Source organism: Planotetraspora silvatica (assembly GCF_016863315.1).
Lineage (GTDB): Bacteria > Actinomycetota > Actinomycetes > Streptosporangiales > Streptosporangiaceae > Planotetraspora > Planotetraspora silvatica.
In genome coordinates this window covers 64609-91028 of sequence record NZ_BOOQ01000019.1, presented here as the reverse complement: position 1 = coordinate 91028, position 26420 = coordinate 64609, and the positions used below count along the sequence as shown (strand labels likewise).

Genomic DNA, 26420 nt, shown 5'->3' with positions numbered 1-26420 from the left:
GGATGGTTAGCAGCAAACCAGGACAAGATGTAACCTGTCAAATAAAGAAGAGAGGTTAGAGATGTACGTGCCCACGACGCGGGCGGACGAAGACGCACTCTTGGACCTGCTCAACAGCACGCCGATCGTCGACGGCGTCGTTCAGGACCATCTGAGCGACGCCGCCGAGGCACGGGTCTGGCTACGGGAACGAGGAGGATCCGGGTCGCACGCCGATTGGGAGGCCGCGCGGCAGGCGCGGGACGCGCTGCAGTCGGTCGTAAGCGGTGAGCGGCCGCCGACCGTCCTGGCGCCGTTCCTCGAAGGGGTCGGCTACCGCCCGGTCGTGTCGGAGCGCGGGGTGGAATGGTCCCTCGACGCACCGGCGGAGCGCGCGTCGGCGGTCAGAGCCGTCCTGTCCTGGAGCGCCGTGGAAAGCACGAAGCCGGGACGGCTCAGGCCGTGCGCCAACGGCGAGTGTCACCTCTTCCTGCTCGACCGCAGCAAGACCAATCAGGCCCGTTGGTGCTCGATGGCCGCCTGCGGGAACAGGATGAAGGCCCGGCGGCACTACCAGAGGGCGCGTCAGGCGCCGGTCGACTGATCCGGAACGGCCGGCCCGCCGCCGTCGGCCGCGGGCCGTACCTACGGGGAGCGAGGGTCTGCCCTTGCCCCAGCGATTGCCGAAGCGTCCACGCCGAGGCGAACGTCCTGGCAGGACTACTCCAAGGTCAGTTGCTGGCCGGGTTGGGGAACCCGAACCCCGGCCCCCGAGGCCATGCCTGCTTCCCGCAGTGCGGGCACAGGTACGGAGTCACGCTCGGGAACATGTCCGGCAGGTAGATGCCGAACCAGTCCCATAGATGCGCGATGAGGTAGGACGCCAGGTGCAGCGTATGCACGAAGGTCCCGTAGTCCTCGCGCGACAGCCAGGCGTTGAGCAGAATCCTGTGGACGCTCGGTGAGCCGGCGAGTCTGACGAGGTGGTGAAGCAGATCCTGGAGCTCCCCGCGGGCCTCTTCGGGCACCTGGTTAGGTCTTAGTTCGTCCACCATGACCCCTCCCGGTGTGTGAATTGATGGGATGACCACGTCTTTGGGGTCTTGCATACGGTATACGTTGAAACTTGAACGACTCAAGTCAGCAGGGCGCCGGCCAATTGCATTCACATGCTTCTTTACGGTTTCACGGGGTTCTGTCGGCCCGTTCCGGACGGGCAAAGCGGCACGCAGACGGGGGTTGACCCCCGGCACCGGCAAAACTACGGAAAAGTAGTTACTTGTGTTCGGGCAGAGGCCTGGCCACCCGGCGGGGTCCCTGACGAACCAAGGGGTTACCCCTGGGTGGATGGAGGGCGACCCTCGAAGTCGGCCGTGGGAATTCCGCGCCGGTGCAGATCGGCGACGAACCGCCGGGCCAGTTCGTCGGCGGGAGCCGCCACGATCGCGACCACGTCGCGGTGGACGGGCGGGCTCAGCGGGCGTACCACGCCGGACGGGCGGCTCATGAGGGCGGAGGCGGGCACGATGGTCACGCCCATCCCGGCCCCCGCGAGCTGCGCCGCGGTCCGCGGGCTCCGCGTCCGCAACACCGGTGCGAGCGCGACCTGATGCCCGGAGGCGAACTGGTCCACCCACACCGCCAGCCCGTTCTCCGGGTCGTAGTGCACGAACGGCTCGGCGGTGAGCCGCGCGGGGGCGATCGAGGATTCGGCCGCGAAACCGTGGCCATCGGGCGCCACGACGACCATCTCCTCCTGGCCGAGCACCTCGAGGTGGGCGGAGGTTCCGGTCGGCCGCGGGCCGATCACCAGGTCGGTGCCGCCCGCCTCGAGCCGCTCGACCATGCGATCCGTGCTGGTGAACTCCATCAGGTCCAGCCGGACATCGGGACGGCGGGCGCGCCACCGGCGTAACACCGGCACCAGGAGCCAGGCGGTCATCGTCTCGGCGCAGGCGATCCGGAGACGGCCGGTGCGTCCCGCGCCGACCTCACGACCCAGATGGACGGCCTGGGCCGCGGCCTGGAGCGCGACGCGGGCCTCGCCTACGGCGGCGCGACCCGCGGCCGTCACCCGGACGCCGCGCGACAGGCGCTCCACGACGGGCGTGCCCAGCTCCCGCTCGAGGGCGGCGATCTGGTGCGAGAGCGCGGGCTGGGACATGTGCAGCTCCGCGGCGGCCCTGGTCACCGATCCGGTGTCGACCAAGGCCACGAGGCACTCGAGTGCTCGGAGAGTGGCCATTCGCAAAATCTAACTCCGTCCGCCGGAAGTTTCATCTTCCGACGGACGCGAGGCCCCCCGGCCGGTGGTTACAGTCGGTCTAGGAGGCCCTGACCAGCGGTGACGCGGGGAACAGGGGAGGGGACCACGATGGCAAGACTCCTGTCAGTGAATGTCGGAATGCCGAAGGACGTGCCGTGGCAGGGCAGAACCGTCCACACCGGCGTGTGGAAGCACCCGGTGACGGGTCCGCGGACGGTCCGGCGGCTCAACGTCGACGGTGACGGTCAGGGCGACCTGCAGGGGCATGGTGGGGAGCAGCGCGCCGTGCTCGTCTACCAGATCCAGTCGTATGCGCACTGGCAGGAGCACCTGGGCCGTACGGACTTCGAGTTCGGCCAGTTCGGGGAGAACTTCACGGTCGACGGCCTGCCCGACGACGAGGTGTGCATCGGCGACCGGTACCGCATCGGCGGGGCCGAGTTCGAGGTGACGCAGCCGCGGGTCACCTGCTACCGCGTGGGTCTGCGTCTCGGCGAGCCGGAGATGCCCGCGCTTCTCGTCTCCCATCGCCGTCCCGGCTTCTACCTCCGTGTCATCACCGAAGGCGAGGTGCGGGCCGGCGACGACATCATCCGGACCAGGACCGGGCCCGGAGCCCTCAGTGTCGCCGAAATCGACGCGCTCCTCTATCTGCCGGGCCGCGACCCGGACACGGTGCGCAGGGCGCTGGCCATTCCGGCACTGAGCCCCGGATGGCGTCAGTCCTTCCTCGAGATGGCCGAGGACCACGCGACCGCTTCCGCGGCTGAGGACCAGGCGACCGTTTCCGCGGCCGGGGAACGAGGCTGGCCGGGCTTCAGGCCGTTGCGCGTCACCCGGATCACCGAGGAGACCCCGTCGGTCCTGTCCATCCGGCTCGAGGCGGAGGACGGCGGCAGCCTGCCCGCCGCCGAGGCGGGGCAGTATCTGACACTTCGCGTCAGCGGTGCGGGGGACCCTCCTCCCGTACGGAGTTACTCCCTCTCGTCGGCCCCCGGGTCGCCCGCGTACCGCCTCAGCGTGAAACGGGACCCCCATGGCGTCGTGAGCCGGTACCTGCACGCGGGTCTCCGTACGGGCGCCGTCCTGGAGGCCGCGGCTCCCCGGGGCGACTTCGTCCTCACGCCCGGCACGGCGCCCGTGCTCCTCATATCGGGGGGAATCGGGGTGACCCCGGTCCTGTCGATGCTGCACCGGCTCGCCGCCGAACGGACCCGGCGACCGGTCTGGTGGATCCACACCACACGGAGCAGGAGTCAGCACGCCTTCGCCGGCGAGGCGCACACGCTGCTGGCCTCGCTGCACGAAGCGCACGAACACGTCTTCTACACCTCGCCGGAGGAGGAGCCCGCCCCCAGGGCGGGTGTTACCCGTGGCCGGCCCACAGAGGACAGCCTGAGAGACCTCGGCGTCCCGGCGGAGGCGACGGCCTACCTCTGCGGGCCGGAAGGCTTCATGAGCGCCCTCCACGACGCACTGCTCGACATCGGCCTGGCGGCGGATCACATCCACACCGAACTCTTCGGTGCTCGCGGCGCCGTCACTCCCGGAATCGCCGGTCGGCCCCGCACACCGCCCCATCAGCCGCCCGGGCGACCGGGCACGGGCGCGCTGGTCACCTTCGCCCGCAGCGGCCTGTCGGTCCGCTGGTCGCCTCGGTTCCGCTCCCTGCTGGATCTCGCCGACGCCTGCGACGTGCCCACACGATGGTCATGCCGTACGGGTGTCTGCCACACCTGCACGACGCCGATCGTCAGCGGGAACGTGGACTACTCACCGGCTCCGCTCGAACCTCCCGCCCAGGGCGAGGTCCTCGTCTGCTGTTCCCGGCCGGAGACCGATCTCGTCCTCGATCTGTGAACCGTGGAGAGGAACCGTGATGCGTGCCATCGTCATCGAGAGATTCGGCGGGCCGGACTGCCTCGTCTATGCGGAACTGCCCGAGCCTGAGCCCATGTCCGGCCAGGTCGTCATCGAGGTCAAGGCGTTCGGCCTCAACCACGCGGAAATGCACATGCGCAGAGGGGAGTGGGCCGAGGCCGCGAAGGTCAGCGGCATCGAGTGCGTCGGACTGGTGAAGGCCTGTCCAGGAGGGGAGTTCCCCGTCGGCGCCAAGGTGGCGGCGCTGATGGGCGGCCTCGGGCGCACCATCGACGGCAGCTACGCCGAATACACCCGGGCGCCGGCGTCGAACGTGGCGCTCATCGAATCCGATCTGCCCTGGGCCGAGCTCGCCGCGATCCCCGAAACCTACGCCACCGCCTGGACCTGCCTGTTCCGCAACCTGGAGGTGGCTCAAGGACAGACGCTGGTCATCCGGGGTGCGACCTCCGCCTTCGGCCAGGCCGCGGTCAACCTCGCGGTGAACGCCGGAGCTCGGGTCATCGCCACGACACGCGACCGAGGGCGTTTCGCCTTGCTGGAGGATCTCGGCGCCGACCGCGGCGAGCTCGAAGGGCCGGAACTCTCCCAGCGGATCGCCGAGGCCAAGCGGATCGACGCCGTGCTCGACCTCGTGGGCAACAGCACGATCCTCGATTCCCTGGCGATGTTGCGCCGGGGCGGCCGCGCCTGCCTGGCGGGCTGGCTGGGCGGTCTCGGCCCGATCGCCGACTTCAACCCGCTGCTGCAGATGGCGAGCGGGGTCTACCTGACCTTCTTCGCCAGCTTCGTGTTCGGGACGCCGGGCTTCCCGCTGTCCGACGTGCCACTTCAGGCGATCGCCGAACAGGTGGCGGCGGGCCGGCTGAAGGCGAAGCCGTCACGCGTGTTCGGTTTCGAGGAGATACGCGAGGCGCATCGGGTGATGGAGGCCGGAGAGGCCGCCGGCAAGATGGTCGTCGTCCGCGCCTGAACCACCGCGGTCAGACCAGGGGTTCGCCGCCGTCGACCGGCAACGTGACCCCGGTCATGAAGGTGTTGGTCATCGCGAACACCACCGCGTCCGCGATGTCCTCGGCCGTTCCGATGCGGCGCGCGGGGTTGTGCGCGGCGCGCTCTTCGAACAGCTCCGCCTTCTTGTCCGCCCCGAGCCCGTCCCAGGCGCCGGTGTCGACGGTCCCGGGAGAGATGGCGTTGACCCGGATGGGGGCGAGTTCCACGGACAGGGCCCTGGTCACGACATCCACCGCGCCGTTGGTGGCCGCGACGCCCAGGACTCCGACGGTCGGCTTGCGAGCCGCGGCCCCGGAGAAGACGACGAAGGATCCTCCCGTACGCATTCGCGGTGCGAAGTGCTTGGCGAGCATGATCGGCCCGATCACCTTGGTGCTGAAGGAGACCAGCAGCGCGTCCGGATCGAGGTCGGCGACGCGGCCACGCGCGCGTGCCGAGGCGGTCGACACCACGTGGTCGACCTCGCCGACCCGTTCGGCCAGCGTCGCGATCGACTTCTCGTCGGTGAGATCCACCTCCTCGGCGGTGACGCCCTCGTCGTCGTAGGCCCGTGCAAGGGCCGCGCGGTCGCGTCCCGCCACCACGACCCGCGCGCCGGCCGCTCGCGCCGCGAGGGTGACCGCACGGGCGATGCCGCTTCCGCGGCCGACGACGAGCACGGTCTTGTCCTGCAGATTCGCTGACATCACGCTTCCCTTTCCATCAGTCGGAGGCTCCATAAGCCGGAATCTCCGTCCCCCGGAGAGCGAGGCTAAGTGGCCGCGCCCACCTCCCGGCATGTTCCGGCCATGAGACTTTTCGCCGCTGAGAGGAGGTTCCGCGAATGCTTCGGAGAAGGTGCCATGTCGGACGGCCGCGTTCCGCCGGCCGGGGCGTATCGTCCGGATGGGTGTCGGCGTGCTCGTCGTCCCGGTCCCGTACGCGGTGGGCGTCGTCGGCTCGCCGTGGAATCGTCGACGCCGGCTGAGGGGAGCCAGGCTTGAACACCTTCGGCGAGGCCCTGATCGGTGACTGGCACCGTGCCGTCTACGCCGCCGTCAAGGCGGTGGCCTTGTTCCTCACCGCCGCGGTGGCGTTCCGGCTCACCGAGCGCAGGACCATGGCGGAGTTCGCCCCGTTCGACTGGGTCGCCGCCGTCGCGGTCGGCGCCCTCGTGGGGCGCACCGCCACCGCGACCGACGCGTCGTGGCTCACCGGCGCCGCGGCGCTGGTGGCTCTGCTCGCCGTCCACACGGCCATCACCAGGCTGCGGTTCCTGCCGGTCGTCGGCCGCCTGGTCGATCCGCCGCTGCGGATCCTGATCAGGGACGGCCGGGTCGACCGGCGCAACCTGCGCCGTTGCGGGCTCACCGAGGCCGATCTCGAGGCCGTCCTGCGTCAGCACGGGCACCTCGGCCCGGACGGCATCCATCTCGCGATCTTCGAATCCAAGGGTGCGGTCTCCGTCCTGCCGCATCCGGCCGTGTCGGCCCCACCCGGTGATGCCGCCGGTCCCTCGCACCGATGACCCGCGTGTCCGCAATTTGATACATATTGTCTTGGTATATGGGCTTTATGGGATCATGGGACACATAACGTGGACATGGAAAAGGTGACGATCGAGATGACCTCTCCCGTTGACGACACCCGTGCGTACGCCCGGCGGCTGGCCGCGCAATACGTGGAGCGGGGCGACCCCACCGGCTGGTTCGAACCGTTGTACGCCGCCGCCGGCCGCGGTGAGGCGGTGGTGCCCTGGGCGGACCTCGAGCCCAACCCCCACCTGGTGACCTGGACCGGGTCCCGCGCCCTCTCCGGCGCCGGCCGTACGGCCCTGGTCGTCGGATGCGGCCTCGGCGACGATGCCGAGCATCTTGCCGGGATGGGCTTCGAGGTGACCGCCTTCGACGTCGCGCCGAGCGCGATCGAGGGCGCGCGCGGCCGCTTCCCCGGCTCGCCGGTCCACTACGTCGCGGCCGATCTGCTGGCGACGCCGGACGAGTGGCGGGCCGGGTTCGACCTCGTCGTCGAGATCTACACCCTGCAGGTGCTGACGGGAGAGGCGCGCGAGCGAGCCGTCGCACGGGTCTCCTCGCTCGTGGCGCCGGGCGGCACACTCCTGGTGATCGCCAGGGCCAGGCTCGACCGCGAGCCCGCCGGTGAGATGCCGTGGCCGCTCACCCGGGACGAGATCGAGTCCTTCGCCGGTCACGGGCTCGACGCCGCCGAGATCACCGACTTCCACGACGACGAGGACCCCCCGAGGCGACGCTGGCGGGCCGAGTTCCACGCCGCCGGTTAGGACATCGTCCAGCGTCGCCGGTACGGACGCGACGGTCGTGGGGGATCGCCCTCGTGACCGTCCGGACGGGGCAGGCCGAGGCGGCCGCGCAGGTCCGCGGCGGCGTACCGGTGACGGAAGACGCCCCGGGCGCGCAGTTCGGGAACGAGGCCCCGCGTGATCGCGGACAGGTCGTGGGGGAGCACGCCGGGGTGCAGGCGAAATCCGTCCAGTCCCGCCGAGCGCCAGTCCAGGATCAGGCCGACGAGGCCCGTGGCGGTGCCGGTGTACACGAGGGCGTCCGAGGTGAACTCCGCGCCGTCGAGGTCGTCCAGTCGCGCCTTCCTGCCCGCGGCGACGCCGGGATCGCGGTCGAGGAAGACCACGAGGTCGGCGAAGACCTTCAAACGGGGTCCCGTACGGCCGGCGGCCTTCTCCGCGGCCCGCACCTGGTCCACCATCACGGTGGTGTCCAGCCAGTCCCGCGGGGTCACGTAGACGACGTCGCAGCCCCGCGCCGCGAACTCGTACGTTTCGACGTCGTGGGCCGCCGAGGTCACCGGCGGATGCCCGTCCGGGAGGCCGCCCCACAGCCGGGCGCACGTGGTCCACGATCTGGGCCGTCTCGCCAGGCGTCCGGGAGATCTTGGGGTGCCATCCCGCGCGCCCGTGGCTGATGCGGTCGAGCGTGGCGATCCCGAGCGCGACGTGCCGCGGTGGATCCGCCTGCGGAAACGAGAACGCCGGCCGTCGGCAGGAGGCTTGCTGCGAATGCCTACTTTTATAGCAGGAAATACATCCTTTATGTCGATCGAGCGGTCGTCAGGCCGCCCTCTCCATGGCCAGCAGCGTGAGCTTGGCGTCGGGGCCGCCGGCGTAGCCTCCGGCGCTGCCGTCGGAGCGCACCACCCGGTGGCAGGGCACGACGAGGGGGAGCGGGTTGGTGGCGCAGGCGGTGCCCACGGCGCGGACCGCCCGGGGGCTGCCCGCGGCGGCTGCGACCTGGGCGTAGCTCTCGGTACGGCCGTAGCCGATCTCGCGGAGGTGCGTCAGCACCTCGCGCCGGAATCCCTTCGACAGCCGCCAGTCCAGCGGAAGGTCGAAACGGGTCCGCCGCCCGGCGAAGTACTCCTCCAACTGCCGGCTCACCTCGTCCAGGCGGGCCGGGGCCTCCAGGATGCGGGGGCTGACGTCGTCGGCGAGGCGCCGCAGCACGGCGTCGTGGTCCTGGATGGCGAAGGCGACCTTCACCAGGCCCTGGACGGTCGAGGCCAGCAGGAGCCTTCCGACGGGCGTGTCCATCGTGCGGTAGGCGAGGTCGAGGACGCCCTCGCGCTGTGCCTCGTCCACGAGGCGTTCGTGGAGCCGGGCCATCGCGGGTGCGTCCTGGGTGGGGAGCGCCGCGAACAGGCGCCCGGCCTGCGGGTCGGATGCGGTCGTCATCGTGCCACTCCGCTCTGATCGGTGAGTCGGGGATAGGTGCCGCGCAGGGTCTTGATTCCGTCGGCCGCCGCCCTGCGCGCGGCATCCGTGCTCCCGCCGCACAGGGCGGCGATCTCCTTGTACGGCAGGCCGGCCAGGTAGTGGTAGGCCACCGCCTGGCGCTGCCGCGCGGGCAGTGCCTTGAGCGCCCGCCACAGGTCGCCGTCCCAGTCCTCCGGCCTGCCGGTGACGCCGGGACGCTCCGGCAGCGTCTCCACCGGAGTGGGCCTGCGGGCGGCGGCGCGGGTGACGTCGACGGATCTCCGATGGGCGATCGTCACCAGCCACGCTTCGACGTTCGCGTCAGGCGGCAGGTCCGGGTAGGCCTTCAGAGCCGAGACGAACGTCTCGGACCAGGCGTCCTCCGCGTCCTGAGGTCCGAGGACGGCCCGGCACACGCGCAGCACCATGGGCCCGTACTCGGCCACGATCTGCTCGAAAGGTCGTCGCATGCTCACCTCTGGTAGACGTCCGGGCCCTCCGGAACGTGAGATCGCGGCTCAGAACAGCCTCGCCGCCTTTCGTGCGGCCGGCTCCTCCAGGTCGAGCAGGAACCGCTTGCGCTCCAGCCCTCCGGCGTACCCGGTGAGGCCGCCGTCCGCGCCCACCACCCGGTGGCACGGAACGATCACGGATATGGGGTTGCGGGCGTTCGCGGAGCCGACCGCCTGCGCCAGCGACACGTCGCCCAACCGGCGCGCCAGGTCACCGTAGGAGCGGGTCTCGCCGAAGGGGATCTCCGTCAGCAGGTGCCACACCCGCTGCTGGAACTCGTTGCCCCGGGGCGCCAGGGGAAGGTCGAAGCGGGTCCGCTCCCCGGCGAAGTATTCGCCCAGTTGGCGGCGTACCTCGGTGAAGTCCGCGTCGCCGCGGGTGCCATATTCCTCCGGCTCGGGGCCGCGGAGGTGCCTCTCGAAGTACAGCCCGCAGAGCACGCCGTCCTCGGCGACCGCGAGCAGGTCGCCCACGGGTGACGCGATGACGGTATGAGTCCTGGCCATGGTGCCTCGCCCTTCCTCGAGCCGGGGACACTCGGTCGCGTCCCTCACACCCTGAAGACGTCCGGGAGCCGCGGAACGTGAGACCGCCCCCGTACGACTGTTCCCTCATGCGAACGCGAGGACGATCTCCCGGATGCCCATGGGAGCCGTCCTCACGTCGCACGCTAGGCGATGCGGGTGCGGATCTGCCGGACCGCCAGGAGGAGCAGGACCGCGGCCAGGGCGGTGAACAGGCCGGCCTCGATGAACTGGAGCGGCCAGTAGTTGCCGGCCGGCTGATAGAGCTGGAAGTTGTAGGCGTCAGAGGGAAGGGACGCGCACGGTCCTCCCGGCTGGCCGGCCACGTTGGGCGAGCAAAGGATCTGCTCGCCGCTCGAGATCACCTCGCCTGCGGCGTTCTTGATCCCGACGGAGAACGTCCAGTCACCGAGCGCCGTGTTGGGTCGCTGCCCGCCGATCACGGGGTAGGTGCGCTCGTGTGCGGCCAGGAAGTTCCCCCGCAGTTGCAGGAGCACGACGAAGCGTAGAGCGAGGAAGCCGACGAGCGCCGCCGCCATGGCGGGCAGGACCCGTCGCCAGACGGTCCCCGCGAACACGCCGAGCGCCACCGCGAACAGCGTGTACGCCACGGGCGCGATGCCCTGGACGTCGAAGCTGAGCTCGGCCATCCGTCCCTGGCCCGCCTGGCTCAGCGGTTCGAGCCACCACGAGACCAGCAGCGCGTAGCCGGCGGACACGACCACCGTCGCGGCGAGGACGAGCCCGAGTTTGACCCCCGCCCAGCGCATCCGGCTCACGCCCTGGGTCCAGACCAGCCGGTGGGTGCCCTGCTCCAGCTCGCGGGCGACCAGCGGGGCGCCCCAGAACAACCCCACGAACAGCGGAAGGAAGACGAGCAGCATGCTGAGCGTGGCCAGATTCTCGTACCGGGTGCTGAACACGCTGGACAGCGCCTCGCAGCCGTCCCCCTGGAGGAACTCCGCCTTGCCCAGACCGCGCAGGCAGGCGGCGAGCCCGCTGTCGGTGAACGCGTTGCGCATGGAGATCCCGGTCGGGATCACCAGGGCCGCGAGCACCGCGAGCCCCATCGCGGTGAACAGGGCCTGCTTGCGGTGCTGCCGCCAGGTCAGCCAGATCATTTCGCGACTCCCAACACGGCCCGGCCGGGGGCCGGGTAGGCGAGGTAGGCCAGGACGAGGTCTTCGAGGGTGACGTCGTGCACGGTCCAGGCGGGGTCGAGGATCGGCCCGTCCGTCCGGACCAGCAGGGTGGTCTGCTTGTCGGTGTGGCTCTCCCGGATCACGGCCGCCACACCGGCGACGTCCGTGCGGTCCCGGCGGGGACCGGTCAGCGCCTTGTGCTCGCTCACCAGCTCGTCCACCCCGCCGAGCAACTGCACGTGGGCGGTCTGGAGCACGATCAGGTAGTCGCAGACCCGCTCCAGGTCGCCGAGCAGGTGGGAGGACAACAGCACGGTGGTGTCGCCGTCGGCGACGCTGCCCATCAGCACCTGCATGAACTCACGGCGGGCCAGCGGGTCCAGGCTGGCGACCGGCTCGTCGAGCAGGAGCAGTTCGGGCCGCTTGGCCAGTGCCAGCGTCAGCGCGACCTGGGCGCGCTGACCGCCGGACAACCCCTCGACCCGGCGGTCCAGGGGGATGCCGATCTGCTCCATCCGGTCCCGGGCCAGCGGGGTGTCCCAGCGCCGGTTGAGCCGGCCCCCATGGTGATCAGCTCGGCCACGGTGAAGTCTGGATAGAGCGGGGTGTCCTGGGCCACGAAGCCGACGCGGTCCAGCAGGTCGCGGTCGCCGTCCGGGCGCCGGCCCAGCACGTGCAGCGTGCCCTCGGTCGGGCGCAGCAGGCCGACGGCGAGGTTCAGCAGGGTGGACTTGCCCGCGCCGTTCGGGCCGACGAGCGCGGCGACCCGTCCGGCGGGCACCTGCAACGAGCAGTCCCGCAGCGCCCAGTTGCGCTTGTACCGCTTGCCGAGGCCATGCGTCTCCAGAGCCGTGTTCACGCTATTTCCTCCCTCTTCTCGTCGTCCTGAAAGGTGGCGCGCATCGTGGTCTGGATCAGTGCGACCACGTCCTCCTGTTCCAGCCCCGCCGTACGGGCCCTGCGGAGCCAGCCGACCAGTTCGCGGCGCAACTCGGCCTGACCGGCGAGCGAGGGGCCCGCCAGGGTGCGCCGGACGAACGTGCCGACCCCCGGTCGGCCCTCCACCAGGCCTTCCGCCTCCAGATGGCGGTAGGCCTTCAGCACGGTGTTGGGGTTGATCGCCAGCGACTCGGCCACGCTGCGCACTTTGGGCAGTTGGTCGCCCGGCTCGATCAGCCCGGTCCGCAAGCCCTGTTTGACCTGCTGGACGAGCTGCATGTACGGCGCCACCTGAGAGTGGCCGTCAAGCAGGAACTCGATCACACCGGAGCCCTCCTCTCTATTGTCTTATGACAATAGGACAATAGAGCAACCATGCGGCCGGGAACGCCTGCTGTCAAGGGGGTCACGACCCGCGGGCCTCTCTAGGCGAGGTTGCCGGGAGTCGTTACCACGGCAGGCTCCCCGCGCGGTCGAAGAAGGTGCCGGTGGGCCCGTCCGCACCGATGGTCGCGGCCCGGACGATCACCTCGGCGCCCTGCTCGACCGTCTGGATTCCGTGCCCCGTCATGCCGTGGAGGTCGGTCGCGCTGAAGCCGGGTTCGACGGCGTTGACGCGCAGCTCCGGCAGGCCCTTGGCGTACTGGACGGTGAGCATGTTCACCGCCGCCTTGGACGACGCGTAAACGGGAAGGGCATACGCGCTCTCAGGACGCTCGGGGTCGGTGACCACCCCGAATGAACCGAGGGAGGTGCCGACGTTGACGATCACGGGCGACTCGGACGCGCGCAGCACGGGCAGGAACGCCTGCGTCACGCGCGCGACGCCGAAGACGTTCACGTCGTAGATGGAGCGCAGCGTGTCGATCGAGACGTCTTCGGGCTTCACCATGCCTTCGAAGATCCCGGCGTTGTTGACCAGGACGTCGAGCCGGCCCTCCCTGCCGGCGAGCGTCGCCGCGGCCGCGGCGACGGAGGCGTCGTCGGTGACGTCGAGGAGCAGGAAGCGAGCGCCGAGGTCGTCGGCCGCCGCCTGGCCGCGCCGCGCGTCCCGGGCGCCGATGTAGACGGTGTGGCCGAGCGCGACGAGGCGGCGGGCGGATTCGCGGCCGAGGCCCTTGTTGCCGCCGGTGATGAGCGTGATGGTCATGAGAGATCTCTTCTGATTCGGTCGTGGGTTGCGATCTCGACTCTTGACGGGCGCCGACCGGGACGGGTACGCCCCGGGCATCCTGGGAGTGACAGGGACAGTCACGTCGGGACGAAGGCGGCTAGCCTCGAGCCGTGGACACGACCAATGCCCTTGGCGCCTACCTGCGCGCACGGCGCGATCTGGTTCGCCCCGAGGACGTCGGGTTGATCGCGGGCGAGCGGAGACGGGTGCCCGGTCTCCGTCGTGAGGAGCTGGCGATGCTGGCCGGCATCAGCTCCGACTACTACCTGCGCCTGGAGCAGGGGCGTGATCAACATCCGTCCGTCCAGATACTCGACGCGCTGGCCAAGGCGCTGCGGCTCGACGCGGCCGCCACCGCCCACCTGCACGAGCTGGCCAGGCCCAGGGTCCGCCGTCCGCCGCGCCCGCGTGCCGAACGGGTCCCTGCCGGGATCGCGCAGCTCATCGGCCAGTTCCCGATGCCCGCCTACGTGACCGGCAGATACTTCGACGTGCTGGCGGCCAACCCGCTCGCCCGTGCGCTGTCACCGAACTTCGCACCCGGCCGCAACCTGCTGCGGCAGGTCTTCCTGGACCCGGCCGACCGCGAACTGCACCTGGACTGGGAACGGGCGACCGCCGGCGTGGTCGGCGGTCTGCGCGCGGTGACCGGCACCGACCCCGAAGATCCACGTCTGGCGGCTCTGGTCGGAGAGCTGTCGATCCGCAGCGATCGTTTCCGAACCCTCTGGGCCCGCGCCGACGTCGGCCATCGCAGAGACGGCACGAGCCACATGCTGCACCCGAAGGTCGGCGAGCTGCACCTGCGCCGAGAGAAGCTCGACATCGCCGGAACCGACGGGCAGCAGCTCGTCATCTACCACGCGGAACCCGGGACGGACTCCGCCCAGGCTCTCGCCCTGCTCGGATCCATCGCGGTCACCGACGAACGCGACGCGGCGGCCGCGGAGGGGAACGGCGATCGCCCGGCGACGGTCAGCGGCCCCCGCGACGCCGGCTCAGGATGATCGACGTCGTGAGCACCGCGGCGATCGCGAAGCACGCGCCCCCGATCACGTCGACCGGGTAGTGGAAGCCGCTGCCGACGAGCCCGATCCCCGCCATGACCGTGACGACGAGCGCGACGGCGGCGGCCACGGCTCGCGCGGCGCCCGGCCTGGCCAGCACGACGAGCACGGTGAGCGTGGCGACGAGGCTGACGGTGTGGCCGCTCGGATAGGCGAGGTAGTCCTTGAGCGGACGGTCGAACAGCGGCTTGAGCACCCAGGTGTTGACCGCCACCGGGAGCGCGGTTCCGGCCAGGCAGAGGATCACGCCCTCCCACCGCCGCTGCGCCGCGCAGACGAGGGTCATCAGCGCGATCAGGGCGAGTAGGACGTAGGGCTCCGTCGGCAGGACGAACAGGCGCAGCAGCGCTCCCTCGTGGGCGAACACCCCGTCGATCCATCGCTGGAGTCCCCCGTCGAAGGCGTTGGGCTGCCGATCGCCCGCGACCCACGATCCCAGTCCCAGTGCGATCGCCGCCGTGACGGCCGCCCCGGCACCCTTGGCCTTGTCGCTCACACGCACGGACCCTACCGGGGCACTCCGACGACGGAGCATGGGAGTGGCGCGACCAGGTAGCCGATCGGATTCCGGCATAGCGTGTCAGAAAGGGCGCCGCGGACGTCCGCGGTGAGCGCCGGTGGCACGGCCGGCCGATCCTCGCCTGCCTGACGATCTGAACGCGAGCAGGGCGGAAATATCCTTATTCGAAAGGATGGGCGATGTCGAGTTACAGCATCTCCACCGCGAGTGTGAAGGACATCGAGCGGCTCGGCGAATGGGCCGACGACGAGGGCTGGAACCCGGGGAGATCCGACGGGCAGACCTTCTTCTCCGCCGATCCGCGGGGCTTCTTCTTCGGGAGGCTCGACGGCGAGGCCGTCGCGTCGATATCCGCCATCCGGTACGGAGCCGACTTCGGCTTCATCGGTTTCTACATCACCCGCCCCTGGGTTCGCGGCCAGGGGTACGGAATCCAGGTCTGGCGGGCGGGGATGGAGCACCTCGCCGGCCGCAACATCGGGCTCGACGGGGTGGTCGAGCAACAGGACAACTACCAGAAGTCAGGCTTCCGGCGTGCTTGGAACAACATCCGCTACGAAGGCGTGCCGTCGGGCGCCGAGGCGCCGGGCGACATCAGGCTGATCGACATCCGGACGGTCCCGTTCGGCCAACTCGCCGCCTACGACCGCCGGTTCTTCCCCGCGCCCCGGGACGCGTTCCTCGCCTCGTGGGTCAACCTGCCCGACCGTACGGCTCTCGCGGCCGTACGCGACGGCCGGCTGCACGGTTTCGCCGTCATGCGGGCCGCAAGCGGCGCCTCGCGGATCGGCCCGCTCTACGCCACCTCCCCGGACGTCGCCCTCGCGCTGATGAACGCGCTGTCCGCCACCGTGCCGGGATCGCCCGTCGCCATCGACGTCCCCGACATCAACAAGCCGTCCGTGCGGTTGATGGAGGAACTCGGACTGCGGCCGGCCTTCGAAGCCGCCCGCATGTACACCGGCCCGGTGCCGGATGTGGACCTGCCCGGGATGTTCGCCGTCACCAGCATCGAACTGGGTTAGCGGGGCGCGCCGTCTCCCCGCGCCGCTTCTCACGCCGCTTCTCAGGCCGCTTCTCACGGCGCCGCGGACAGTGCCGAGTGGAACGCGTCCAGGGCGATCTCCAGATCTAGGGACCCGCCCGCCTCGTGCCCGTTGAACTCCCAAGCCCGGATCTCCTTCCTCCCGGCGTAGGCGTGGTAGGCCGCGAAGGCGGTCGACGGCGGGCACACCTGGTCCATCAGCCCGGTCGAGAACCACGCGGGCGCGGTGGCACGCTGCGCGAAGGCGATCCCGTCGAAGTACGCCAGGGTCTCGAAGACGTTCTCCACCGCGCCGCGATGTGTGGCCAGATATCCCGAAATTTCGACGTATGGGCCATCGGTGGTCGACCGGATCGCCCGCCGGATGTCGCACAGCAGCGGCGCCTGGAGATGAACCGCGCGCAGATCCGGCACCAGGCCCGCCGCGGCCAGCGCGATCCCGCCGCCCTGGCTCGCCCCGACGACCGAGACCAGCGCAGGATCGACCAGGTCGACGGCGCGCACCGCCTCGACCGCCCGGACGGCGTCGGTGAACACGCGCCGGTAGAAGTACGTCTCCTTCGCGGTGATGCCGCGGGTCATGAACCCCGGGTACGACGCACCCGAGCCGACCGGGTCAGGGGTGTCTCCGCCCGCCCACGCGCCGCCCTGGCCCCGGGTGTCCATCAGCAGGTGCGCGTAGCCGGCGCTGGGCCACAGCAGGTCGTCCAGGGGGTGGCCGCGACCGCTCGCGTAGCCGTGGAACTGCACGACGGCCGGCAGCGGACCGCTTCGATGCCGGGGGACGCGCAACCATCCCCTGACCGGGTGACCGCCGAATCCGTTGAAGGTCACGTCGAACACGTCGACGGTCAGCAGTCTCGTGCCGACGGGGGTCAGCCTCAGATCGAGAGGATGGACCGCCGCTGAGTCGAGGGTGTCGCGCCAGAACGCGTCGAAGTCCGCGGGCGTCTCGTAGGCGCTGCGGTAGGCCCAGAGATCGGCCTGGTCCGCGTCGGCGGTCATGGGCGTGGTGTCCTCTCACGAATGTCCAGCGACGGTCCGAGCCGGACCTGTTCGCCCCCGGCGAGGGTCAGTTCCGCCGTCGTCGCGCCATGGCCGACGCGTGCCGTACGGGTTCCGGGGAGGGAGTTGCGAACCGTCAGCGAGGTGAGCTCGCCCCGCCGCCATTCGAGGTCGACGGTCCACCCGCCCCGGCACCGGACGCCCCACGCGGACCCGTCCGCCCAGGCGGCCGGTACGGCGGGCAGGATCCGGATGACCCCGCCGTGGCTCTGCACCACCATCTCCAGCAGCGCCGCCGTGATCCCGTAGTTGCCGTCGATCTGGAACGGGGGATGGGTGCTGAACAGATTGGGCAGCAGCCCGCCCCAGAGTGAGCCGTCGGCGGGGACGTTCACCAACGGGTCGTCGCTGTACGGGCGGGTCGCCTCCAGGAACAGCTCGCGTGCCGTCCGGGCGTCACCCAGCCGGGCGCGCAGCGCGATCTTCCACGCCCAGGACCATCCCATGGCGCCGGGACCGCGGGCATCCAGCGACCGTACGGCCGCCGCCGCGAGGTCCGGCGTCTCGACGGGGTCGATCTGGCCCAGAGGGTAGACACCGGCCAGGAACGACAGGTGGCGATGGTGCGGGTCCTGTTCCGGAAGGTCCTCGGCCCATTCCCGCAGCCGCCCGTCGGGGGCGATCTGCGGAGCCCGCAACCGCGGCATCGCTGTACGGATCCGGCCGGAGATCGGGTCGTCGAGGCCCAGGGCCTCAGCCGCCGCGAGGCAGTCGGAGAACAGGGCGCGGATCAGCGCCATGTCCATGGCGGTGGAGTACGAGAGCGATTCCGGGGTCGACCGGTGCGAGACGAAGAGGTTCTCCGGTGAGGTGGAGGGGATGGTGTCCAGCAGACCGTCCGGGCCGTCGACCAGCCAGTCCAGGCAGAACTCGGCGCAGCCGCGAAGCAGGGGCCAGCCCCGCTCACGAAGGAACTCCAGGTCCTGGCCGAATTCGAAGTGCTCCCAGAGATGGTGGGCCAGCCAGACGCCGCCCATCATCCAGATCGCCCACGACGGGTTCCCGTGTCCCATGCCCACGGGAAGGGCCCAGCCCCACATGTCGGTGTTGTGATGGGCGACCCAGCCGCCTGTGCCGTACAGCTCCCTGCTGACCCGGCCTCCGGTCTGCGAGAGCCGTTCGATCAGGTCGAACAGCGGCTCGTGGCACTCGGGCAGACCCGCGCTCTCCGCGCCCCAGTAGTTCATCTGGGTGTTGATGTTGATGGTGTAGTTCGACGACCAGGCGGGACGCAGTTCGGCGTTCCACAGGCCCTGCAGGTTGGCCGGCGGCCCCGCGGCGGGGCGGGACGCCGACGCGAGCAGATATCTGCCCAGCTGGAACATCACCGTGGCGACCAGGCCCTCGTCCGCGCCGCCGAGGATCTCCCTCTCGACGTCGAACGTCCCCGTCCGCCTGGTTCCGATCGTGAGCCCGGCCGCACTCAGCAGGGCGCGCAGGTCCTGGCGGTGCGCCCGCAGCAGCTCCGCGGCACCCGCCGCGACCGCGGCCTCGGCGTCGCGTACGGCACGGGCCAGATGCTCATCCCTGGACGCGGAACGGACCACGTCAGCGCGGTTCGCCCAGTAGTCGGCGGCACTGGTCGAGCTGGTGAGGACGATCAGCGCCCGTGTCATGCCGCGGACCGACCAGACCCCGTCGGAGGCGGAGACCTCGCCGTCGGTGCCGATCCGGACGGCCGACGCGGCGAACGGGTCGTATCCGCCGTCCGCTGCGGCCGCGTATCGGAGGGGCTCGGCGACGTCCGGCTCGTGCAGCGGCGCCCCGTCGACGGGGACCTCGACGCCGAGCGTGAGCCCGGACACGTCGGCCGCCCCGTGGACCACACGCAGCGGGGAGGACACCTCAAGCCGCATGTCCGCGGTCCCGCCCTCGACGGTCACCTCGACGCAGACGGCCCGCGCCGGCCGGCTCGCCCAGGTCCGCCGGCGTACGGAGCGTCCACTGACCGCGAGCGTCTCGCTGACCACGCCGTCGTCGAGGTTCAGCGTGCGCCCCAGGTAGGCGGCCTCAGCGCCGGGTGAGTCGCCGGCTTCCAGGGTCGTCCACAGGTCGACGAAGGGCAGGTACTCCTGGCTGTAGTCGCCTTCGAAGGACATGAGCAGCTTCTCGGCGCGCCGATGGTCCTCGTCGCGGACGGCCTGCCGTACCTCGGCGAGCCGTTCCGGGCCGGCCCCGGAGTCGAGAACCCGGGCGAGCGCGTCGGCCGGGCCCTCCGGCCGTCCCGACCAGACCGTGGAGTCGTTGATCTGGAGCCGGCTTCGGCGGACGCCGCCGAACACCATCGCGCCGAGCCGTCCATTGCCGACGGGCGCCGCCTCGAACCAGCTCGACGCCGGCCGCGGCCAGGCGAGCACGAGATCGTCGCCGGCCATCTGTTCCTCTTCCACTTGACGCCCCTGTGAATCCGATGGAGTCGATGATGCGGGGGCCCGGAACGGTGACGCCGTCCCGGGCCTCTGACGGGCTGCTTACCGGACGCTCAGCGGGACCTCGACCTATCAGGGGGCGACGAGCGACTGGATGCTCACCGCGGCCGCCCCGCGGGCCCACTCTTCGAAGGGCAGCGGGCGGATGGACAGCGGGCACTCGACGGCGGCGCCGAACGCCTGCCGCTCGAAGCCCGAGCGGATGTGTGTTTCGAACAGGTCGTAGGCGGCGAGCCCCTCGCCGGAGACGACGATCCTGGCCGGGCCGACCAGGTTGGCGACCGCCGCGATGCCGAGCCCGATCGCGTCGCCCCCGCGGGCGAAGATGGCGCCGATCTTCTCGTCGCCGCCGCGGGCGAGGCGCACCGCGTCGTCGATGGTGAGCTCAGGGCGGCCGGTGGACTCCCTGGCCTGCCGCACGATGGCGGGCGTGCCGGCGATCGCCTCCACGCAGCCGCGGCCGCCGCAGTGGCAGGCGGGGCCGGTGTCGTCGACCCCGATGTGGCCGATCTCCCCGGCCACGCCGTGCGAGCCGGAGACCAGCCGTCCGTTGACGACCAGGCCGCAGCCGATGCCCGTCCCGACGGTGACGAGGGCGAACGACTCGGCGCCCACGCCCTCGCCGAACCAGTGTTCGGCCGTGGTCAGCGCCTTCACGTCGTTCTCCACCGTGACGGTGAGCCCGGTGACCTCCGCCGCGCGCTCACGCAGCGGCACGTTGTGCCATTGGAGGAACGGGGAGTAGCGGACCAGGCCGGTGGTGCGGTCCACGTCGCCGGAGACGGCGAGTCCCAGCCGGCGGGTGCGGGCCCGGTAGCCGCCGGGGCCGTCGAGCAGTTCGTCGACGAGGCGGCCGAGCTCGGTGAGGACGGCCTCGACGCCCGGGTCGGTCAGCGGCCGGTGGGCCGACACCCGCACATCCGCGCAGAGATCGACGACCACGCCGATGAGCTCGTCGCCGGTGATCTTCACGCCGACGAAGAACTCGCGGTCCGCCTGGATCGCGAGCGGACTCGCCGGCCGTCCCGCGCCCGGTCCCGTCCGCTCGGTCGCGGCCAACTCCTGCAGGTAGCCCATCTCGATGAGCGGCCGCGCGGCCTTGGTGACGGCGGCGGAGGACAGCCCGAGCCGGTGCGCGAGGCTGACCCGGCTCAGGGGTCCTTCGGTGAGTACCGCCGTGAACACGGCGGTCGCCGCCGGGGTCTCCGTGAGAGCGCCTGCGCCGATCTCGGTAGCCATGGCCCGAAACGTAGGCGTAATAATTTCCTTCGTCAAGTATTGATTCGCGCGCCGAGCAAGTCCTACGCTCAGCGGCACCCACCGGCCTGCCCGCCCGATCTAGAGGACCAGATGCACTCCGTGCTGTTCCACCCCGACCACCGCCTGTGGCTGTTGCGCGGCCCTACCTCGGCGTATGCCATCCGGCTCGCCGAGGACGACGGCGTACGGCACGTCCACTGGGGTGCCGTGCTGACGCTCGACCAGGCGGTCACGCTGGCCGAGCGCGTGTCACCGGCGGCGAGCAGTTTCGAGGCGGTGGCCGGCGTGGACGAGCTGGCGGTGGAGGGCGGCGCCCGCTTCGGGCCGCCCAGCCTCCTCGTGCGTTTCGCCGACGGCACCCGCGGAGTTCAGTGGCGCTACGACGGCCACGACATCGACGGCGGCCACCTGCGCATCCACCTGCGCGATCGGCACTATCCGCTGCACGTGACCCTGAACTACCGGGTGCGCGGCGACAGCGACGTGATCGAGCGGTGGACGAACGTCGAGAACCGCGGCGACCAGGCACCGGTCACGGTGCTGCGCTGCGACTCCGCCGCCTGGGCGGCACCGCACCGGACGCACTACCGGATGAGCCACCTCGTCGGCGGCTGGAACAGCGAATTCCAGGTCCGGCGGACCGACGTCCCCGTGGCCGAGACGGTCCTGACCAGCCGGCGCGGCATGACGAGCCACCACGCCAACCCCTGGCTGGCCGTCGACGACGGCACCGCGGGCGAGGACCACGGCGAGGTCTGGAGCACCGCGCTCGCCTGGAGCGGAAGCTGGCGGATCACCCTGCACCGGGACCCCGTCGGCCGGACCACGTGGACGGGCGGGTTCGGCCACGAGGGCCTCACCTGGTCGCTGGCGCCCGGCGAGGCGCTGGAGACCCCCGTCTTCGCCGGCCTCTACACGCCGGACGGGTTCGGGGCGGCCAGCCGCGCCTGGCACGGACATGTCCGCGGGCACGTGCTGTCCCACCCGGACGAGACCCGGCCCGTGCTGTACAACTCCTGGGAGGCGACCGGGTTCGACGTCGACGAGGCCGGCCAGATGGCCTTGGCGGCCCGCGCCGCGAGCCTCGGCGTCGAACTGTTCGTCATGGACGACGGCTGGTTCGGCGCCCGCAGCAGCGAACGGGCCGGCCTCGGGGACTGGGAGCCGAACCCGGCCCGCTTCCCATCCGGGCTCGCCCCGCTCGCGGCGGAGGTGCGCCGGCTCGGCATGCGCTTCGGGATCTGGGTGGAGCCCGAGATGGTCAACCCCGACAGCGACCTCTACCGGGCCCATCCGGACTGGGTCCTGCACATGGCCAACCGCGACCGGACCGAGATGCGCCACCAACTGGTGCTCAACCTCGCCCGGCAGGACACCGCCGAGTGGACCCACGCCTGGCTGGACCGGCTGGTCGCCGAGCACGACGTCGACTTCCTCAAGTGGGACGCCAACCGCCCGTTCACCGAGGCCGGATGGCCGGGCAACGGCGATCCCGAACGGCTGTGGATCGACCAGACGCGGGCGGTCTACCGGATCATGGACCGGCTCCGGGCCGACCACCCGGGCCTGCGCATCGAGGCGTGCTCCGGCGGCGGCGGCCGGGCCGACCTGGGCATCCTGGCCCGCACCGACCAGGTGTGGGTGTCGGACAACACCGACCCGGTCGACCGGATCGGCATCCAGCACGGGTTCAGCCAGCTCTACCCGGCCCAGGTCATGAGCGCCTGGGTCACCGACAGCCCCAACCCGGCCACCGCCCGGCGGACCCCGCTGCGCTTCCGGTTCCACGTCGCCATGGCCGGCGTCCCCGGCATCGGCGGCGACCTCACCACGTGGACCGAGGAAGAGTTGAAGGAGAGCGCCGAGCTGGTCGCCGCGTACAAGCGCGTCCGGCCGGTCGTCCAGCACGGCACGCAGCACCGGCTGGCCGGTGACGGGACGCTGACCGGCGTCGAGTACGTCCGCGACGACGACCACGTGGTGCTCGCCTGGTGCCCCACCCGTGCGTTCGGCCACGCGCCGGCGCCGCTGCGCCTGGCCGCCGTACGGCCGGAGGCGGTGTACCGGGACCTGGACACCGGGGCGACGTACCCGGGCGCCGTGTTGCTGCAGTCGGGCCTGCCCCTCTGCCTGCCGCGGGGCGACCACGCCAGCACGCTCGTCCGCCTGCGGAGGGTGCACCAGGCCGGAGCCGGTGAGCTCATCCCGTGAGGTCATCGCGTACTGGCCAGCGCGGTGCCGGTGAGCCGCACTCCCACTCGTTGCCCGGGCTCGGGCAGCAGCTGCCCGGCACTGCGGGCGGTCACCGTGAGCCCGCTCTCGGCGTCCGCGTACTCGGTGTCCACCCGCAGCCGCACGAGGCCGTCGTGGCCGCGGAAGTCGATCGCGAGTGCTGTGGCGTGGGCGAGGCCGGGCGCCGGATCGGTGACCACGATCTGCTCGGGACGCACGAGCACGGCGCCGATGCCGTGGGCGGGCTCCGGCAGGGAGATGCGGCCGAGCGCCGTGTCGGCGGTGTCACCGTTCAGCGACGCCGGGATCGCGGTCAGCTCGCCGACGAACGCGGCGACCGTGCGGTCGACGGGCCGGCGGTAGACCTCCACAGGCGAGCCCACCTGCACGATCATGCCGTCGCGGAGGACGGCCACCTGTTCGGCGAGTGACAACGCCTCACTCTGGTCGTGGGTCACCAGCACGGCGGTGGTGCGGGTGGCCGCCAGCGCCGCCGTGACCGCACGCCGGGTGTCCGCGCGGAGTTCGGCGTCGAGGGCGGAGAACGGTTCGTCGAGGAGCACGAGGTCCGGCCGGGTGGCGAGGGCGCGGGCGAGTGCCACGCGCTGCTGCTCGCCCCCGGACAGTTGGTGGGGGTGGCGGCGCGCGTACCGGTGGTCGAGCGCGACGAGTTCGAGCAGCTCCGCGACGACCCGATCGTCGTGCCGGGTACGTCGCGGGAGCCCGAACGTGACGTTCTCGGCCACGGTGAGATGGGGGAACAGGCTCCCCTCCTGCGTCACGTAGCCGATGCGGCGCCGGTGCGACGGCACGTCGATCGCCGGTGCCGTGAGGGTGCGGCCGGCGACCGTCACGGTTCCGGTGCCGGGCCGGTCGAATCCCGCGATGAGGCGCAACAGGGTCGACTTGCCGGATCCGGAGCGCCCGATGAGTGCCGTCAGCTCCCCGGCGGGGACCGTCAGATCGAGTTCTTTGAGAACGGTCAGCGCACCGAAGGACTTCGACAGGCCCGCCACACTCAAGCCCGGGGCGGTCATGACTCCACCATCCTGCTTCGACGGGTCAGCAGATACGCCGCGGGCGCGGAGACCAGGATCATCAACAGTGCGTACGGCGCGGCCTGCCCGTAGTTGATCGATGTGGAGCCGCTCCAGAACTGGGTCGCGAGCGTACGGGTGCCGATGGGCGCCAGCAGCAGTGTCGAGGTCAGCTCGGTGATGACGGCGAGGAACACCAGCGCCGAGCCGGCCCCGACGCCTCGGGCGATCAGAGGAAGGGTGACCCGCAGCAAGACCGCGGCGGGCCTGACCCCGAGGGAGCGGGCGACGTCGTCGAATTCCGGCGGCGTCTGCCTCAGCGCGGCCCGCAGGCTCACCATGGCGCGTGGCATGAACAGCACCGCGTACGCGGTGAGCAGCATGGCCGTGCTCTGGTAGAGCGACGGCAGGTACCGTACGGCGATGGTGATCAGTGCGAGCGCGACGACGATGCCGGGCAGCGAGTTGCCCAGGTAGGTGCTTCGCTCGACGAGCCGGCTCAGACGTCCTGGGCGCCGGATCGACAACCAGGCCACCGGGAACGCGAGTGTGATCGTGACCGCCGCGCCGAGCAGGGCCAAGATGATCGAGGTGCTCGTCGTCTGCCACAGCTCCCCGGCGGGGAACGCGGTCGAGGTGCTGGTGAGGAGCCAGAACGCGATGCATCCCAGCGGAACGCCCAACGCCGCGGCGGCAAGCAGGACCAGCCCGGCGAACGCCGCCGGCGTGGCGTGACCCAGCCGGTGCGTGATGGCCGGCCGCGCCGCGCCGCGACCGACTCGGGCGAGGCGGGCGCGGCCGGTCAGCCCGAGGTCGCAGCCGAGCGTCACCAGGCACAGCAGGATCAGCACGCCCGCGAGCGTGGTGGCGGCGGCTCCGTTGAAGGTGGACTGGTACTGGTCGTAGATCGCGGTGGTGAACGTGTCGAAGCGCAATGCCTGCAGGGCGCCGAATTCGGCCAGCAGGTGCAACGCCACGAGCAGCGCGCCGCCGGACATCGCGGGCCGCAACTGCGGAAGGACGATCCGGCCGAAGGTCCGCCACGTGCCGTTGCCGAGAATCCGCGACTGCTCTTCGAGCGCCTGGTCGACGCCGCGCAACATGGCGGCGACCGGCAGGTAGACGAGCGGATAGTAGGACAGGGTGGTGACGAGGACCGCGGCGCCCAGACCCGCGAACGACGGGGACAGCGAGTACCAGCCGAAGCTGTTCACGAACGCCGGGACCGCGAGCGGTGCGACCATCAGCGCGGTCCACAGCGGGCGTCCGCGCAGGGTGGTCCGTTCGACCACCCACGCGGCGAGGGTCCCGACGGTCACGCACGCCGACGTGCCGAGCAGGACGAGCAGGACGGTGTTCGTGAGCAGTTCGCCGACTCGGGGCCGCCACAGGAGACGGGCGGTGTCGCCGCCGGCGAGCACACTGGCGAGCACGTAGGCGGCGGGCAGGAGTGTGAGCCCCGCCACGGCGAGGGCCGGGACGAGGCGAAGCGGCGGGTACCGCAGCCGGGCACCCGCCATGAGGCTTCGGTTCACAGCAGGCCGACCCGCTGCATCTCCTCGACGATCTTCGGGCCGTTGAGGGTGTTGAGATCGACGGGAGGGGCGTCCAACTCCGCCAGCGGCTTCAGCTTCGGGTTGGCCGCGACTCCGTTGCCGACCGTGTATTCCAGGGCGTCGCCGTCGGCCAGCAACTTCTGGCCCTCGGCGCCGCTCATGTAGGCGAGGAACGACTGAGCCTCGGCGGGGTGCCTGCTCGACTTCAGGACCCCGCCGCCGGACACGCTCAGGAACGCGCCGGCGTCCTTGCCGCCGAAGAACTTGAGCTTGGTGTTCGAACTGCCGGCGCCGCCGTCCGCCTGGTCACCGTACCAGTAGTAGTGGTAGATGACCCCGCCGGGAACCTCGCCCGCATTGGCCGCCTTCAGGATGGTGCCGTTGCCGCGGTAGATCTTGGCGTTGTCCTTGACGCCCTGGAGCCAGGCGGCCGCGGCGGCGTCGCCCTGGACGGCGTAGACGGCACTGACGATCGCCTGGAAGTCGGCGCCGCTGGGGGAGATGCCGAACCGTCCCTTCCACTCCGGCTTCGCCAGGTCCATGATCGACTGCGGGAGTTGCGCGTCCGTCAGTTGAGAGCTGTTGTAGACGAACACCGTCGAACGCGCGGCGACGCCGACCCAGTCGCCCTTGCTGGAGGAGTACTGCGCCGGGACCTGCACCTTGGTCGCCGCGTCGACGGGCGCGAACAGATCCTTGCTCGACACCAGCGCCATCGCGGGCGAGTTCTCGGTGATGAACACGTCGGCGGGGGAGGCCGCGCCCTCGGCGACGATCTGGTTGGCCAACTCGAAGTCGCTGCCGTTGCGGACCTCCACCTTGACGCCGGTCTTCGCGGTGAAGGCGTCGGCCCAGGCCTGGCCGACCTCCTCGTGCTGCGCGTTGTACAGCACCAGAGCCGCCTTCGCGGCGCCGGCGCCGCTCGCCGTGCCGGCGGGTGCCTCGTTGGTGCCGCAGGCCGTGAGGCCGATCGCGGCCGTGACGGCAAGCGCGACGAGGGTGTGTCGGGTGCGCACGCGGACTCCTTTTCAGCTGATCTCGATGTGACATGGG

General features: G+C 71.0%; 27 protein-coding genes. 8 read left to right on the top strand and 19 right to left on the bottom strand.

What is annotated here, in order from left to right; all coding sequences use genetic code 11:
• Positions 1–61 precede the first annotated feature (61 nt).
• The gene (locus tag Psi02_RS15085) at positions 62–583 is read left to right on the top strand and encodes a CGNR zinc finger domain-containing protein (RefSeq protein WP_203974555.1); all 522 of its coding nucleotides are present in this window, start codon (positions 62–64) and stop codon (positions 581–583) included.
• 127 nt (positions 584–710) lie between these two features.
• On the opposite strand, the gene Psi02_RS15080 is transcribed toward Psi02_RS15085, so the two are convergent.
• Both Psi02_RS15080 and Psi02_RS15075 read right to left on the bottom strand, forming a co-directional pair.
• Positions 711–1034: a hypothetical protein gene (locus tag Psi02_RS15080; protein ID WP_203974553.1), complete on the bottom strand. Its 324-nt coding sequence runs from the start codon at positions 1032–1034 to the stop codon at positions 711–713.
• A gap of 278 nt (positions 1035–1312) precedes the next feature.
• A complete protein-coding gene (locus Psi02_RS15075; protein ID WP_203974551.1) occupies positions 1313–2224 on the bottom strand; it encodes a LysR family transcriptional regulator in 912 nt (303 codons plus the stop codon).
• A gap of 147 nt (positions 2225–2371) precedes the next feature.
• On the opposite strand from Psi02_RS15075, the gene Psi02_RS15070 reads away from it, so the two are divergent.
• Positions 2372–4105, top strand: coding sequence for an MOSC and FAD-binding oxidoreductase domain-containing protein (locus Psi02_RS15070; RefSeq protein WP_203974549.1), 1734 nt, complete (start codon positions 2372–2374; stop codon positions 4103–4105).
• 19 nt (positions 4106–4124) lie between these two features.
• Complete coding sequence (locus Psi02_RS15065) at positions 4125–5099, top strand: zinc-binding alcohol dehydrogenase family protein (protein ID WP_203974547.1); 975 nt, start codon at positions 4125–4127, stop codon at positions 5097–5099.
• Between the two features lie 10 nt (positions 5100–5109).
• Here Psi02_RS15065 and Psi02_RS15060 read toward each other — a convergent pair whose 3' ends face one another.
• Positions 5110–5826 carry an SDR family oxidoreductase gene (locus tag Psi02_RS15060; protein WP_203974545.1) on the bottom strand — a complete coding sequence of 239 codons (717 nt, stop codon included), beginning with the start codon at positions 5824–5826 and terminating at the stop codon, positions 5110–5112.
• A gap of 293 nt (positions 5827–6119) precedes the next feature.
• Between Psi02_RS15060 and Psi02_RS15055 the strand changes: the two genes are divergently transcribed.
• Together Psi02_RS15055 and Psi02_RS15050 are read left to right on the top strand one after the other, a co-directional pair.
• Entirely contained in the window at positions 6120–6647 is a 528-nt protein-coding gene (locus Psi02_RS15055) for a YetF domain-containing protein (protein WP_203974543.1), read from the top strand.
• Between the two features lie 75 nt (positions 6648–6722).
• The gene (locus tag Psi02_RS15050) at positions 6723–7421 is read left to right on the top strand and encodes a class I SAM-dependent methyltransferase (protein ID WP_203974541.1); all 699 of its coding nucleotides are present in this window, start codon (positions 6723–6725) and stop codon (positions 7419–7421) included.
• Here the strand turns inward: Psi02_RS15050 and Psi02_RS15045 are convergent.
• From Psi02_RS15045 to Psi02_RS15005, 9 genes are all read right to left on the bottom strand, one after another.
• The gene (locus Psi02_RS15045) at positions 7418–7960 is read right to left on the bottom strand and encodes an LLM class oxidoreductase (protein ID WP_239094900.1); all 543 of its coding nucleotides are present in this window, start codon (positions 7958–7960) and stop codon (positions 7418–7420) included. The two genes, Psi02_RS15050 and Psi02_RS15045, sit on opposite strands and share 4 nt — an antisense overlap.
• A gap of 262 nt (positions 7961–8222) precedes the next feature.
• Entirely contained in the window at positions 8223–8843 is a 621-nt protein-coding gene (locus Psi02_RS15040; protein WP_203974539.1) for a methylated-DNA--[protein]-cysteine S-methyltransferase, read from the bottom strand.
• A complete protein-coding gene (locus Psi02_RS15035; RefSeq protein WP_203974538.1) occupies positions 8840–9334 on the bottom strand; it encodes an RNA polymerase sigma factor in 495 nt (164 codons plus the stop codon). Before Psi02_RS15035 ends, Psi02_RS15040 begins: the two co-directional genes overlap by 4 nt.
• 48 nt (positions 9335–9382) lie before the next feature.
• Positions 9383–9883, bottom strand: a complete 501-nt coding sequence (locus Psi02_RS15030) for a methylated-DNA--[protein]-cysteine S-methyltransferase (RefSeq protein WP_203974537.1) — start codon at positions 9881–9883, stop codon at positions 9383–9385.
• A gap of 164 nt (positions 9884–10047) precedes the next feature.
• Positions 10048–11022, bottom strand: a complete 975-nt coding sequence (locus Psi02_RS15025) for an ABC transporter permease (protein WP_203974536.1) — start codon at positions 11020–11022, stop codon at positions 10048–10050.
• Complete coding sequence (locus Psi02_RS40970; RefSeq protein WP_203974535.1) at positions 11019–11558, bottom strand: AAA family ATPase; 540 nt, start codon at positions 11556–11558, stop codon at positions 11019–11021. The genes Psi02_RS15025 and Psi02_RS40970 overlap by 4 nt, the downstream gene beginning before the upstream one ends.
• Entirely contained in the window at positions 11483–11902 is a 420-nt protein-coding gene (locus tag Psi02_RS40965) for an ATP-binding cassette domain-containing protein (RefSeq protein WP_203974534.1), read from the bottom strand. The genes Psi02_RS40970 and Psi02_RS40965 overlap by 76 nt, the downstream gene beginning before the upstream one ends.
• The gene (locus tag Psi02_RS15010; RefSeq protein ID WP_203954316.1) at positions 11899–12306 is read right to left on the bottom strand and encodes a GntR family transcriptional regulator; all 408 of its coding nucleotides are present in this window, start codon (positions 12304–12306) and stop codon (positions 11899–11901) included. Before Psi02_RS15010 ends, Psi02_RS40965 begins: the two co-directional genes overlap by 4 nt.
• 124 nt (positions 12307–12430) lie before the next feature.
• Positions 12431–13132 (bottom strand): SDR family NAD(P)-dependent oxidoreductase, encoded by a 702-nt coding sequence (locus Psi02_RS15005; RefSeq protein WP_203974533.1) that lies wholly within the window; start codon positions 13130–13132, stop codon positions 12431–12433.
• Between the two features lie 134 nt (positions 13133–13266).
• Between Psi02_RS15005 and Psi02_RS15000 the strand changes: the two genes are divergently transcribed.
• The gene (locus Psi02_RS15000) at positions 13267–14163 is read left to right on the top strand and encodes a helix-turn-helix transcriptional regulator (protein ID WP_203974532.1); all 897 of its coding nucleotides are present in this window, start codon (positions 13267–13269) and stop codon (positions 14161–14163) included.
• Here the strand turns inward: Psi02_RS15000 and Psi02_RS14995 are convergent.
• Complete coding sequence (locus Psi02_RS14995; protein WP_203974530.1) at positions 14132–14719, bottom strand: phosphatase PAP2 family protein; 588 nt, start codon at positions 14717–14719, stop codon at positions 14132–14134. The genes Psi02_RS15000 and Psi02_RS14995 overlap by 32 nt on opposite strands.
• Positions 14720–14922: 203 nt before the next feature.
• Here Psi02_RS14995 and Psi02_RS14990 point away from each other — a divergent pair, with 203 nt between their 5' ends.
• A complete protein-coding gene (locus Psi02_RS14990) occupies positions 14923–15768 on the top strand; it encodes a GNAT family N-acetyltransferase (RefSeq protein ID WP_203974529.1) in 846 nt (281 codons plus the stop codon).
• Positions 15769–15821: 53 nt separating this feature from the next.
• On the opposite strand, the gene Psi02_RS14985 is transcribed toward Psi02_RS14990, so the two are convergent.
• The 3 genes from Psi02_RS14985 to Psi02_RS14975 form a co-directional block, all read right to left on the bottom strand.
• Positions 15822–16793 (bottom strand): acetylxylan esterase, encoded by a 972-nt coding sequence (locus tag Psi02_RS14985; RefSeq protein WP_203974528.1) that lies wholly within the window; start codon positions 16791–16793, stop codon positions 15822–15824.
• Entirely contained in the window at positions 16790–19243 is a 2454-nt protein-coding gene (locus Psi02_RS14980; protein ID WP_203974527.1) for a glycosyl hydrolase family 95 catalytic domain-containing protein, read from the bottom strand. The genes Psi02_RS14985 and Psi02_RS14980 overlap by 4 nt, the downstream gene beginning before the upstream one ends.
• Positions 19244–19354: 111 nt before the next feature.
• On the bottom strand, positions 19355–20521 hold the full coding sequence (locus tag Psi02_RS14975; RefSeq protein WP_203974526.1) for an ROK family protein: 1167 nt from the start codon (positions 20519–20521) through the stop codon (positions 19355–19357).
• 111 nt (positions 20522–20632) lie between these two features.
• Here Psi02_RS14975 and Psi02_RS14970 point away from each other — a divergent pair, with 111 nt between their 5' ends.
• Entirely contained in the window at positions 20633–22753 is a 2121-nt protein-coding gene (locus Psi02_RS14970) for an alpha-galactosidase (protein WP_203974525.1), read from the top strand.
• Between the two features lie 2 nt (positions 22754–22755).
• On the opposite strand, the gene Psi02_RS14965 is transcribed toward Psi02_RS14970, so the two are convergent.
• The 3 genes from Psi02_RS14965 to Psi02_RS14955 are packed head-to-tail and all read right to left on the bottom strand — an operon-like array spanning position 22756 to position 26383.
• On the bottom strand, positions 22756–23811 hold the full coding sequence (locus tag Psi02_RS14965) for an ABC transporter ATP-binding protein (RefSeq protein WP_203974524.1): 1056 nt from the start codon (positions 23809–23811) through the stop codon (positions 22756–22758).
• A complete protein-coding gene (locus Psi02_RS14960) occupies positions 23808–25346 on the bottom strand; it encodes an ABC transporter permease (RefSeq protein WP_203974523.1) in 1539 nt (512 codons plus the stop codon). Before Psi02_RS14960 ends, Psi02_RS14965 begins: the two co-directional genes overlap by 4 nt.
• Entirely contained in the window at positions 25343–26383 is a 1041-nt protein-coding gene (locus Psi02_RS14955; protein ID WP_203974522.1) for an iron ABC transporter substrate-binding protein, read from the bottom strand. Before Psi02_RS14955 ends, Psi02_RS14960 begins: the two co-directional genes overlap by 4 nt.
• Positions 26384–26420: the final 37 nt, after the last annotated feature.